We start from the raw sequence: 12,509 nt of genomic DNA on the forward strand, positions 1-12,509 counted from the left end.
CTACCTTTGCAGTATCCAATGGGAGAAGATTGCATATGAAAAAGTTTAGAGTTAATAAGAGTAATAGCAAAATTATCATTTTGCTCTTGGCGGCATTGATAGCATTGTCGCCATTTGCAATTGATTCTTATCTGTCGGCGATGCCATCGATGGCAACCTTTTTTGGGGTAGATATTAATGTGGTAGAGTTAACCATTACCTTGTATTTTTTAGGGTTCTCGGTTGGTAATTTTTTTGGAGGCCCTTTATCCGATGCGTTTGGTAGAAAGCCTATTGCTTTAACGGGTGTTGTGTTTTACGGGCTATCGGCACTCGCAATTCCATTTTGCACCTCAATAGAGCCGGTATTGGGTTTGCGCGTACTTCAGGCCTTTGGTGGTGGTTTTGCATCGGTTACGGTAAACCTGTTTATTCGCGACTGGTATAAAAGTGAAAAGGTAGCTAAGTTTATTACGGTAACTACCATGATTATGATGCTGGCTCCGTTGTTTGCTCCTGTTTTTGGTTCGGCGTTAATTCATTTTAAAGGTTGGCAAGGAGTGTTTTTCTTCTTGTTTATCTGGGCAGTTATTTTGTTTACATTGTTTTATGTGCTTATTCCGGAATCGAGAGCAGAACATTTAAAAACGAAAACTATTGATGTAAAACAGATTGTAAATAAATATAAAGTATTTCTTTCTGATAGAAAATCGGTGGTTATGTTGATGGCGATTAGTTTTCCGGTGTCCGGACTGTATATTTTTATCACCAGTTCGTCGTTTATCTATCTTGAATATTTTAATGTGAGTCAGGCACAGTTCCCGTTAATATTCGGGGCGAATATTCTTTTAAATATCCTGTTGTCGTTATTAAATACCTATTTACTGAAATTTTACAAACCTAAGCGTTTACTGCAAATTGGCTTGTATATGCAGTTATTAGCCGGGTTTTTATTGTTCTTAACGCTGCAGTTTGGTTATGTGTCATTTTGGAGTGTGTTCGCGTTAATTGTATTTTATATTGGAAGTTTAGGATTGATTTTTGGTAACGGAACGGCCATGATTTTAAACATCAATCCGGAAGTAAGTGGTTCGGCAAATGCTACTTTGGGTATTTTCAGGTTTTTATTAGGCTTTGCATCAGGGACCTTGTTAGCGATATTTCATTCAGAAGATTTAGTACCAATTGGTTTGGCCATGTTTAGTTGTAGTTTAATAGGTAATCTGTTCTTCATCATGTCTAGAAAAGCTAATAAACGAAAAGCTCTTTGGGTTGTAGATACTTGTAAATAATTGTTTGTGAGTTTTTGTGGATGAATTTGATTAATTTTAGGTCAGATATCTAAAATTGGTTATTCATGAAAAAAGTATTTTTATTATTTGCAGTTGTAAGTGTTTGGTGTGCCTGTAAAGAGAAGGTTCAAGATCAAAATACAGAACCTACAGAACAAAAAGTAGAACAGGTCAAGGTTGAAGATAACACTCCAGAAGAAATTTATGCTCCACAAAGTGTAAATGATGCTTTAGCGGAACAAATAAAGATTTTTATAACGAAGCAGTATTTGTCTGAAGACGATTTGAGAATCATTCCCGAGGAACAACGAAAGTTTCAACTTTACCAGATCGATTTGAATAATGATGGAAATAATGAGGTCTTTGTGAATTTTATGACATCCTATTTTTGTGGTACAGGAGGTTGTACCATACTTCTTTTAAATCAGGATTTAAAACCCATTACTAAGTTTACAGTTACCCAAACACCGCTATGGGTAGAACAGGCTATGAAAAATGGCTGGAAGGTTGTTTTAACGCGATCTCAAGGGGAATTAAAAGAGCTTGTTTTTGCCAACGGTACTTATCCTTCTAACCCATCTGTGGCAGATAGAGCGCCCTATGATGCTGCTAGTGGACATGCAGAAATACTGTTTGATTCTAATTTTAGTTCGCCAAAAACTTACAGTTTTTAACCGGGAATTAGAAAGTTTCAATAAAAAGTGTAAATTAGCCACTTATTACTTTTTTGATTAAAACTAAACTGAAATGAAACTTTTATCACCATTATTCTTACTAGCTTTTCTAGTTGTATTACCATTGCAATCTTTCGCGCAGAACGAACAGTTTAATAATCCTATAGCAGAAAAGCGTGCCGACCCTTGGGTGTTTAAAACCGATGAAGGAACCTATTATTTAATTGCTACAGTGCCGGAGTACGATAAAATTGTAATAAGAAAGTCTAATACCATCAATGGTTTAAAAGATGCAGAAGAAAAAGTAGTCTGGACCAAGCATAAAACCGGTGTTATGGGGCATCATATCTGGGCACCGGAATTACATAAAATAGACGGGGTTTGGTACATTTATTTTGCTGCAGGTGAAGCAGAAAATATCTGGAACATCAGAATGTGGGCGCTTTCTAATACTTCAAATGACCCCATGAAAGGAACGTGGAAAGAAGAGGGACAGGTAAAAGCAAAACAGGAATCGTTTTCTTTAGATGCAACAACTTTTGAGCATAAGGGTAAGCGTTATATGATCTGGGCACAAAATGTGCGCGGAGGTAATCATGGTACAGGATTAGTATTATCTGAAATGGAAAACCCAACCACTTTGGTAGGTCCTGAAGTGGTGATTACCGAACCGGAATTCAGCTGGGAACGCATGAAATATAATGTGAATGAAGGACCTGCAGTAATAAAACACGGCGGTAGAATATTTGTGACCTACTCGGCGAGTGCTACCAACCACAATTACTGTATAGGCTTGTTATGGATTGATGAAGATAAAGATCTTCTGGACCTTAAAAATTGGAATAAATCACCAGGCCCTGTATTTTACACCAACGAAGATGTGAAGCGTTACGGACCGGGACATAATTCATTTACCACTTCAGAAGATGGTAAAGATTTAATCATGATTTACCACGCTCGCGATTATAAAGAAATCCAAGGGCATGAATTATCTGATCAAAATCGAGCTACCAGAGCCAGAGTAGTAAAATGGACGCCAAGTGGTTTTCCTGACTTTATGCAGTACATTGGGGATTAATTTCGTTAATAACTCCTGATAAGTCTTCTTTAAAAACTACATCAAAATTGCTAATTTGCGGGCTCTTAATTTGTATAATAAATGAAAGTCTGTATAGCTGAGAAACCTAGTGTGGCAAGAGAAATAGCCACTGTTTTAGGAGCGAATACCAAGCGTGATGGGTATTTCGAAGGCAATGGTTATGCAGTAACCTATACCTTCGGACATTTATGTACTTTAAAAGAGCCTAACGATTATAAACCGTACTGGAAAAGCTGGGATTTGAATAATCTGCCCATGCTGCCTGAAAAGTTTGAAACGAAAGTGGTCGCTAATTCAGGAATACAGAAACAGTTTAAAATTGTAAAAAGTCTGTTTGAAAAAGCCGATGTGGTGATAAACTGCGGGGATGCCGGGCAGGAAGGAGAACTTATTCAGCGTTGGGTAATGAATGAAGCCAATTATAAGGGCGAAGTAAAACGCCTTTGGATTTCATCGTTAACGACTGAAGCCATCAAGGAAGGATTTGAAAATTTAAAGCCTTCTGAAAAATACGATAATTTATATTATGCCGGGTTTTCCAGAGCGATAGGCGACTGGTTATTAGGAATGAACGCCACGCGTTTGTACACCTTAAAACACGGTGGTTACAAGCAAGTTTTGTCGATAGGGCGTGTGCAAACTCCAACTTTAGCGATGGTGGTGAACCGTTTTAAAGAAATTGAAAACTTTAAACCGCAGCCGTATTGGGAATTGCAAACGATGTATCGTGATACGTTGTTTAGTTGTGAAGAAGGGCGCTTTTTAAAGAAGGAAGATGGAGAAGTTTTAGCCAATCGCGTGAAGGAAAGCGATTTCGAAATTGTTTCCATAGAAAAGAAAGACGGTAATGAATACGCTCCAAAACTGTTTGATTTAACAGGTTTGCAGGTGTATTGCAATAATAAATTTGGTTTTTCGGCTGAAGACACCTTAAAGATTGTTCAGAGTTTATACGAACAAAAAGTGGTGACCTATCCAAGGGTTGATACGACGTTTTTACCAAACGATGTGTATCCTAAAGTAGAAGGTATTCTTAGAAATCTAACTGAATACACCACTTTAACACAACCTTTATTAGGTAAGAAAATCAGGAAATCCAGTAAAGTATTTAACGATAAGAAAGTTACCGATCACCATGCGATCATTCCAACCGGGATGCAGTCGCAATTACCATACAATCAAAAGCAGGTTTACGATATTATTGTTAAGCGATTTATTGCGGTGTTTTACGATGATTGTTTGGTAGCTAATACTTCGGTAATTGGTGAAGCCGATAAAGTATCGTTTAAAACCACAGGAAAAGAAATACTTAAGAAAGGCTGGCGTGTGGTGTTTGAAAGTCCGGATAAAAAGGAAAAGGAATCCGGGATTTTACCAAGCTTTGAAAAGGGCGAAAAAGGTCCTCACGAGCCTTCATTTTTGGAAAAGGAAACCAAGCCGCCAAATCAATATACAGAGGCTTCATTATTACGAGCTATGGAAACTGCCGGAAAACAGGTAGATGATGATGATTTACGCGAGTTGATGAAGGAAAATGGTATTGGTCGCCCTTCGACGCGCGCGAATATTATTGAAACCTTGTTCAAACGTAAATACATTAAACGTAATAAAAAACAAGTACTACCAACGGTTACAGGTATTCAGTTGATAGATACGATTCAGAACGACTTATTGAAGTCTGCCGAGTTAACCGGAAGCTGGGAGAAACAATTAAAGGATATTGAAAAAGGCGAGTACAGTGCTGCAGCGTTTATAAAGAATATGAAGCGTATGGTGGATGCATTAGTTTACGAGGTACGCAGTGAAGCGACTCGGGCCAATATCTCACATGCGGTTACAGTTAAAAAGCGTGAAGCCAAGGTGGAGCAGAAAAGGAAAGCGGGTATTATGGCTGAAGTCTGTCCGAAATGTAAAGAAGGCACGATAATAAAAGGGAAATCGGCTTACGGCTGTAGTGCGTATAAATCAGGTTGTAATTTTGTGATGCCTTTTGAGTTTAGCGGAAAGAAGATTTCTGAAAAGCAGTTTGTACGATTACTTCAAAAAGGTTCGACCGTCAATTTGAAAGGTTTTAAGACTGATGCTGGTACAGTTGAAGGTTTAGTTCGTTTAGATGATGAGTTTAAATTAAAATTAGAACCTAAGAAAGGAAATACCAAAACAACCGAATCTAAAGTAGTTACGTCAAACGATACCAATGCGGATGAATTAAAATGCCCGAAATGCAAACAGGGTACAATTATAAAAGGGAAGACGGCTTATGGTTGTAGCGCTTATAAATCAGGCTGTGATTTCGTTATGACTTTTGAAGATGTAAAAGATAAAATCAACGGTCAGACGCCAACCAAAGCATTAGTGTATCGTATTTTAAGTGCTAATGTGTAATATGGAGCACAAGCATTTCATGATCTACAAACCCTACGGGTTTTTAAGTCAGTTTAGCAGTAACGATAACAAACAGCAAAAGAAGAACTTTTTAGGAAGTTTGCACGACTTTCCTGAGGGTATTATGGCGATTGGTCGACTGGATGAAAAATCGGAAGGCTTGTTGTTGTTGACTACTGATGGTAAAACCAGTGACTTTATAAACAGTAAAAAAGTAGAAAAGGAATACTACGCACTGGTAAACGGAGCTATAACTGATGAAGCTATTCAGCAAATGGCCACTGGGGTTGAAATTGGCTTTAACGGAAAAAAGTACCAAACCAAACCCTGTAAAGTTTTTAAACTGGATGACGAGCCGGATTTACCAACACGATCGAAAAAAATACGTGATGATCGTCATGGGCCAACCACATGGATATCGGTCACTCTTAATGAAGGAAAGTTTAGGCAGGTTAGAAAAATGACCTCGGCTGTGGGGTTTCCAACATTGCGTCTGGTACGTGTGCGTGTGGGACACATACACTTAAGTAATATGCAGGTTGGTGAGGTTATACCAATTGACCTTTTAAAAGAATTTTAAACTTCTAATTTCTTTAATTCCTGATAATTTTTATTTAATCGCTTAAGTAGTAAGCCATAAATAAGGCGGTAGAATAACCATAAAATCAAAATAAATACCACCGTAAATACCACAATAATCATAGAGGTTATAACCACTTCTTTGGTTGTGAAATGTGCAAATTTATCGGTGAGTTCAGGGTCGTGTGTAAAGGCATAATAGAATCCAATAAGTAGTGAAACACCTGCGACAACCAAATTATAAAGTACATAGTATTTAATGATCTTACGGGTTTTTATGATGCTTTTCATCAGGTTTTTAATGCTGTCGGTTACCGAAATGGCTTTGTAGGCCTTGTATAACAGATAAATAAACAGCAGAATGATACCGTAACTAAAGGTTGTGATTGCCCCAAAAACATACTCGTTGGTGTATACCGAATCGAGTTTGGCTTTATAGCTGTCGGAAGCAAAATAGGGGATAAAATTTATGATAATCCAAAAGGCTAGCTCGGCAATACTAATGTAAAACAAGGTCTTGACAATAGAAGACGATTTTTTAAGCAGCATCGGGTAGATATCTTTTGCAGATAGTTTATTGTGATCAGACGGTTTGTTCCAGTCCTTTTTTAGTAAATCTAATTCATCCATAGTTTACGGATTTAATATGGTTTTTAGTTTGGTTTTAATTCGGTTCATTTTCACACGTGCATTCACCTCGCTAATTCCTAAAGTTTCACTTATTTCTCGGTAGTCCTTGTCTTCTAAATACAAAAACACCAGAGCTTTTTCAATGTCGTTAAGTTGATGTATGGCTTTGTATAGAATTTTTAATTGTTCTTCTTCGGTATCGTCATAAGCATCCGATTTTATTTTAAACGCTACGTCTTCAAAGTCTTGTGTATTGATGGTGCGTTTCGATTTCCGGTACAGTGTAATGGCCGTATTCAGGCTTACACGATACATCCAGGTACTAAACTTGGCATCACCTCGAAATTTAGGGTAGGCTTTCCAGAGTTGTATGGTTATTTCCTGAAATAAATCGTTATGCGCATCGTAATTATTGGTGTAGAGTCGGCAGACTTTATGTACAATATTCTGATGCTTTTCTAGCAATTCAACAAAACTATGTTCTAGTTCTTTTTTCAAATTGATGGTTTAGTTATACTGTAAGTATCTGAAATAATTGAAATGTTACAGGTTTATAAAAATAAAATTTTCATTTGGTATGACAGGAATTATAAGTACTTGAATTTACTGTGGTTTAACAGAAATAAATGCTAATATAGCAAACTGAAAATACCTTTGTTAAAGCGAAATGGCATGTTTCTTGTTTTAACAGAGAAACTTAAACCCAATACTTATGAAAAATATCTACGTTTTATATTTAGGATTTATAACACTGAGCCTGGTGTCCTGCGGAACTTCGGGCTATGTATATTTAAATTATCCTCAGGCACCTGCAGTGATACTTCCGGATAATGTATCGAATGTGGTTTTAGTGAATCGTTCATTAACCAAAGTAGAAGATAAGCAAGCTGAAACCATGGAAGCCATAACCACAGGAGAGGTCATGGGGTCCGATAGAATCGCTTCAGATGAAGCTATGAAAGGTGTATTTGATGGTATTCATAATAAAAGTCATATTCAAATCATCATGCCTGATACCTTACGATTGTATGGTACAGGTACACGAACCACGCCTGATTTATTACCGTGGGACAAAGTATCTAACATATGTGAAAGCAGTAATGCCGATGTGTTACTGGTTTTAGAAAACTTCGATTCTAATTCCGACTTAATTCGTACAGCAGTGGTCGATCAGGTGAATGCTGTAATTACCACTGGAAAGCCTAGTGCCAGAATTCCCACTGGGGCTCGAGTGAATGTACGTAGCTACTGGAGGTTGTACGACCCGTATACCAAATCGATTATCGACCAATTTCAACAAACCCATTATATGAATTTCGATTTAGTAAATGGGATGCCACCCATGAATGCTTTGAGTGAAACGGCCTATGCGGCTGGCTTTGATTATATCAACCGGTTTTTGCCAAGTTATTACCGCGTGAAACGCGATATGTATAAAAAAGGTAAAGGAAGAGATAAAGATCTATTTGCTGCAGGATGGCGTTCTGCTGAGGTAGCCAAATGGAATGATGCCATGGTGGTTTGGAAACGTATTGTGGAGGAAAATCCAAGAAGTAAATCGGCAGGAAGAGCTGCTTTAAATATTGCGGTATCCTATGAAGTTTTGGGAGACACCGATTCAGCCTTACAATGGGCACAGCGAGCTTACCGTGATTATGGAGATAAAGAAAGCCGGGACTATGCTAAAATATTATTGAGAAGACAAAAAATGGAGTTGTAATCAACTCCATTTTTTTTATAATTTATTTTTTCGTCAGACGTTTTAAGGCGACCCATTGTTTAAGGGTATCTCGGGCGTCCTGTGCCGGATAGCCTAAAACGGTTTTGCCAGCTTCAACATCATTCATCACACCAGAACCGGCACCTACGGTAGCTCCGGAATGTATGGTTGTGTGGTCTTTAATAGAAGCGCTTCCTCCAATAATAACACCATCACCAAGAGTAACCGATCCCGCTAATCCACTATGTCCTGCCATAATACAAGAACGCCCCATAACGCTATTATGCGCGATTTGCACCAGATTATCTATTTTACACCCATCACCAATAATTGTAGAACTAAACTTGGCACGGTCGACACACGAATTGGCACCTATTTCAACATAATGACCGATAATTACATTACCTATTTGCGGTATTTTGGTTAGTCCGCGACCATCGTCACTGGGTCTGTAACCAAAACCATCGGCTCCGATACTTACATTGGTATGAAAAATGCAGTGGCTACCAATAATACAACGTTCGCGAATTACGGTTCCAGACCAGATTACGGTATGATTTCCAATGATGGTTTCGTCAAAAACACAAACGTTAGGGTATAAGGTAACATGGTCTTCCAAGATAACATCTTTACCAACATAACAATTGGCTCCAATTTTACAGCCATTACCAATTTTAGCGCTCTCATGGACTACCGCCGTTGGGTGGATGTCGTGTTCCATAACCGGTGGCGCTGGATTGAACATCTCAAGTAATTTAGCCATGGCTAAATCGGCGTTTTTCACTTTAATTAAAGCTCGGTTGTCCCCTGCTTCAATAGTTAAATTGTCGTTTACAATGGCCGCGCAGGCTTTTGAATCGGACCAGAATTTAAGGTATTTGACACTACCAATAAAGGTGATTTGATTGCTTTTAGCATGTTGCAGTTGTTCAGGACTATCTATTTTATGAGTGGTATGTCCTACAAGTTCACCTTTTAAAAGGTCGTTGATTTCTTCAATCGTATAAGAGATTTTCAAACGCGAGCGTGTTTATTAGTTTATAAATATTTGTAAATCTAACGGAAATATAGTGTAAATCGTTTATTTCTTCATAAAACTATTTTTTTAATTGAAAAATCGGAAGAGAAAATTCCATGGAGAAACATCGGTTTTTAGTCCTATTTGCTCTAAGGGTTTCCTACTTGAAAACATGATAAATATCATAGTAGAAATTGGAGTTATGTAATAATTTTAATACTATAAACAAACAACTATGTTACCTAAAAAAAATTCCGATGTAGAAATTGGCAGAAACAGCAGTTTATATTTTGCTATCGGTCTAAATATCATGCTATTTTTGTCTTGGCAAGCCCTTGAATATAAAACTTATGAAACAGAAGATGTTGATATAGGTTATGTGAGTATGCAATCCCGATTAGAGGAAGAAATTCCTATTGTGAAAATGTCTCAGACATTACCACCGCCGCCGCCACCTCCTGCTATTATTCAGGAAAACGTTGAAATTGTGGAGGATGAGGAAATTATTGAAGAAACCATTTTTGAAAGTACTGAAGTTACTCAAAGTGATGCTATTGTGGAATATGGCGATACAGACTTGGGTGTTTCTGATGTGCAGGTTGCTGAGGTTGCTGAAGATGTAGAAGTCCCTTTTTCAGTGATAGAAAATGTTCCTGTATTTCCGGGTTGTGAAGGGAAATCTAAAGCAGCAACCGTAAAATGTTTTAATGATAAAATGCTAGAACATGTTCGGAATAATTTTCATTATCCTGAAGCAGCTCTTGATTTAGCTATTGGAGGACGTGTAACCGTGGTCTTTATTATAGATACCAAAGGATATGTAACAGGGATACGTTCTCGAGGACCTGATAAAATTTTAGAAAAAGAGGCAGAACGCATTGTGAGTTTACTACCTAAAATGAAACCAGGTACACAACGTGGCAGACCCGTAAAAGTAAATTATGCCGTGCCTATTGTTTTTAAATATAGTGCTACACAATAATTATAAGGGTAATGTAGTGTAATTACCGTATCATTTAAACGGTAACAAAAGAGTCAATGAATATTGCAGCATCAGTATTCATTGACTTTTTTTGTTTTATGGTTTGGTTGGAATCTTAGATTTTAATCCTCCTCAATGCGGTTTTCATCAAAAGCCGAAGGGAGTAGTTTCGGAATAAATTTCACTACTAAAGGCAGTAGTATAGCGCCTCCGGGAAGTAAAAAAATAGCCAGACTAGGTATCGATTTAAAAATGTCTAAAAGTTGATCCTGAACTTTTTTCTGTTCTTCAGCAGTTAAATCTCTAACAGTCGACTGGGTTAAAAGGACCATAAGTTCTTTACTGTCTTTTAATTCTTTATACAGGCGCTTACTGTTTCTGGTAATTAGTTTTTTTACCATTTTGCTAGAGTTGCTGTAAAAGCTCTGAACAATATTTTTTGAACCCAAAATGGCAATATCTTCTTTGTGTTTAGTGTAAAAGGTGTTAACTGTTTCTAAAGATTGCTTAATGAGTTGGGTTTCAATATTAAAATCCTGACCTAGCTGAATTAAGAACCGTTTTTCATTGCTGTCAATGGTTTTATCAGTCCAGGCTGCCATGCAGGCCAAATCAAGAATATACTGCTTTTCTAAAGGCGTATTTATATTTGATATGGCATCTTCGTAACTAATATGGGTATGATTCTGAAAACGTAACGACGATTCAATAAGTCGAATTAAACTTTCGTCGTACTTATTTTTTTCTTCCTTGGAATTTAAAACATCCAGCGAGACACTTTCAATAGTGGCTTCTATATTTTTAATGTAAGCTGTAGTAATGGTTTTGGTGTTTAAATAGTAGCTATAGGTTAACACATCAATATACAACAAGGCATTAATAATAAAGTAATTGAAGTTTTTAGTAATGATGTTGGAATCTATTTGAATGCGCTTATGAATTAACTTCTCCAGTTGTTCGTTCGACTTTTTTCCACCTAATAGCTCCTCGAAAAACGATGCTTTTTTTTCACTTATTTCTGTATAAAAATCAATAACACTTTCAACAAAGGGAATTTCGGTAGTTGCATTATTGTGGGTGTGAAGTAGTGCCAGACAAAGATTAATTTTACAAAGTTCTTCTTCGGTTAAATCTTCTTTGGTAAAGAGTTTTAAAACTACATCTAAATTACTGCCATATATAAACCCACAATCTCTTAAAGCCTCATAGAAGGTCGCATCATCAAGGTTAAGAAACAATGGGTTAGCCTTAACTTCTTTTAGTAATTTTTTTATCCAACCGTTAGCAGAGGGATTCATGGCTTGTGATTTTTAATCGTGTAAATGTAATGTTTTCACTGTATACATTGCAAATAATTTCTTTAACAAAATTTTAACAAAACCGTGTTTTTCTTTTTTGCGTAGGTATGCATGAGAACCAAATTAATAACTAATTAAAAACGTATGAAAAAGTTCAAAACAGTTTTAGGAATTGGAGTTGTAGCAGCTGCTAGTTACTTCATAATTGCTGCCGACCATATTGATGCACCAGCAGTGCAGGGCGGTACAAGCGATATTACAGATTTTTATGTCTTTCAAGGGGAAGATACCAATAACATGGTGTTTGTAGCCAATTTGCAAGGCTTGTTAAGTCCGTCAAACACAGCATCGGCGAGTTTCGACGAAAGTGTCATGATTGAATTTAATATTGATAGCGATAATGATTATATCGAAGATTATGTAATTCAAGCCATTCCTGAGGATGGTAAAATGTATGTTATCGGACCAAAAATGCCGACGCAAACAGGGTTAAACAGTATGGTTGGTACAAACGATGTTTATAATGCCACGGTAGCCAATATTACACCTTATGGAGCTGATGCCATGATGGGGATGAAAAACGGTGTTAAAGTATTTGCCGGACCGAGAGATGATCCGTTCTTCATGGATTTTGCAAGATTTGTTCAAATTGTAACGCCGGGTGATGATGACGGTGATGGTATGGAGGAAGGCGCATTTTTACCTGATGGTATGGCTTCCGATACGTTTGCAGGAACTAACGTGATGTCGATTGTGGTTGAAGTACCAAAATCATCCATCGGTGGAAGCGGAACCATTAACACATGGGTAGAATCAAAAAGAAAGCAATAAAAGACTTAAAAAACGAAATACA

At 37.2% G+C, this 12,509-nt stretch carries 12 protein-coding genes; 8 read left to right on the forward strand and 4 right to left on the reverse strand.

Annotation, left to right across the window (positions count from 1 at the left end):
* Window positions 1–35 precede the first annotated feature (35 nt).
* The 5 genes from ICJ84_RS16150 (at window position 36) to ICJ84_RS16170 (ending at window position 6,009) form a co-directional block, all read left to right on the forward strand.
* Window positions 36–1,271 carry a multidrug effflux MFS transporter gene (locus ICJ84_RS16150; RefSeq protein WP_262891584.1) on the forward strand — a complete coding sequence of 412 codons (1,236 nt, stop codon included), beginning with the start codon at window positions 36–38 and terminating at the stop codon, window positions 1,269–1,271.
* 65 nt (window positions 1,272–1,336) lie between these two features.
* Window positions 1,337–1,945: a hypothetical protein gene (locus ICJ84_RS16155; RefSeq protein WP_188217458.1), complete on the forward strand. Its 609-nt coding sequence runs from the start codon at window positions 1,337–1,339 to the stop codon at window positions 1,943–1,945.
* Between the two features lie 73 nt (window positions 1,946–2,018).
* On the forward strand, window positions 2,019–3,023 hold the full coding sequence (locus ICJ84_RS16160) for a glycoside hydrolase family 43 protein (protein WP_188217459.1): 1,005 nt from the start codon (window positions 2,019–2,021) through the stop codon (window positions 3,021–3,023).
* Between the two features lie 81 nt (window positions 3,024–3,104).
* Window positions 3,105–5,429, forward strand: a complete 2,325-nt coding sequence (locus tag ICJ84_RS16165; RefSeq protein WP_188217460.1) for a type IA DNA topoisomerase — start codon at window positions 3,105–3,107, stop codon at window positions 5,427–5,429.
* A gap of 1 nt (window position 5,430) precedes the next feature.
* The gene (locus ICJ84_RS16170; RefSeq protein ID WP_188217461.1) at window positions 5,431–6,009 is read left to right on the forward strand and encodes a pseudouridine synthase; all 579 of its coding nucleotides are present in this window, start codon (window positions 5,431–5,433) and stop codon (window positions 6,007–6,009) included.
* Here ICJ84_RS16170 and ICJ84_RS16175 read toward each other — a convergent pair.
* Complete coding sequence (locus tag ICJ84_RS16175; protein ID WP_188217462.1) at window positions 6,006–6,638, reverse strand: hypothetical protein; 633 nt, start codon at window positions 6,636–6,638, stop codon at window positions 6,006–6,008. The two genes, ICJ84_RS16170 and ICJ84_RS16175, sit on opposite strands and share 4 nt — an antisense overlap.
* 3 nt (window positions 6,639–6,641) lie before the next feature.
* The gene (locus ICJ84_RS16180) at window positions 6,642–7,136 is read right to left on the reverse strand and encodes an RNA polymerase sigma factor (RefSeq protein WP_188217463.1); all 495 of its coding nucleotides are present in this window, start codon (window positions 7,134–7,136) and stop codon (window positions 6,642–6,644) included.
* A gap of 214 nt (window positions 7,137–7,350) precedes the next feature.
* Here ICJ84_RS16180 and ICJ84_RS16185 point away from each other — a divergent pair, with 214 nt between their 5' ends.
* Window positions 7,351–8,358, forward strand: a complete 1,008-nt coding sequence (locus ICJ84_RS16185) for a DUF6340 family protein (RefSeq protein ID WP_188217464.1) — start codon at window positions 7,351–7,353, stop codon at window positions 8,356–8,358.
* A 22-nt stretch (window positions 8,359–8,380) separates the two neighbouring features.
* Here ICJ84_RS16185 and lpxD read toward each other — a convergent pair whose 3' ends face one another.
* Window positions 8,381–9,376, reverse strand: coding sequence for a UDP-3-O-(3-hydroxymyristoyl)glucosamine N-acyltransferase (gene lpxD / locus ICJ84_RS16190; RefSeq protein WP_194408577.1), 996 nt, complete (start codon window positions 9,374–9,376; stop codon window positions 8,381–8,383).
* A gap of 235 nt (window positions 9,377–9,611) precedes the next feature.
* On the opposite strand from lpxD, the gene ICJ84_RS16195 reads away from it, so the two are divergent.
* Window positions 9,612–10,358: an energy transducer TonB gene (locus ICJ84_RS16195; RefSeq protein ID WP_188217465.1), complete on the forward strand. Its 747-nt coding sequence runs from the start codon at window positions 9,612–9,614 to the stop codon at window positions 10,356–10,358.
* A 122-nt stretch (window positions 10,359–10,480) separates the two neighbouring features.
* Here ICJ84_RS16195 and ICJ84_RS16200 read toward each other — a convergent pair whose 3' ends face one another.
* The gene (locus ICJ84_RS16200; RefSeq protein WP_188217466.1) at window positions 10,481–11,656 is read right to left on the reverse strand and encodes an LETM1-related biofilm-associated protein; all 1,176 of its coding nucleotides are present in this window, start codon (window positions 11,654–11,656) and stop codon (window positions 10,481–10,483) included.
* A 144-nt stretch (window positions 11,657–11,800) separates the two neighbouring features.
* Here ICJ84_RS16200 and ICJ84_RS17075 point away from each other — a divergent pair, with 144 nt between their 5' ends.
* Window positions 11,801–12,487 carry a DUF4331 family protein gene (locus ICJ84_RS17075; RefSeq protein WP_188217467.1) on the forward strand — a complete coding sequence of 229 codons (687 nt, stop codon included), beginning with the start codon at window positions 11,801–11,803 and terminating at the stop codon, window positions 12,485–12,487.
* Window positions 12,488–12,509: the final 22 nt, after the last annotated feature.

Source organism: Aestuariibaculum suncheonense, assembly GCF_014596935.1.
Lineage (GTDB): Bacteria > Bacteroidota > Bacteroidia > Flavobacteriales > Flavobacteriaceae > Aestuariibaculum > Aestuariibaculum suncheonense.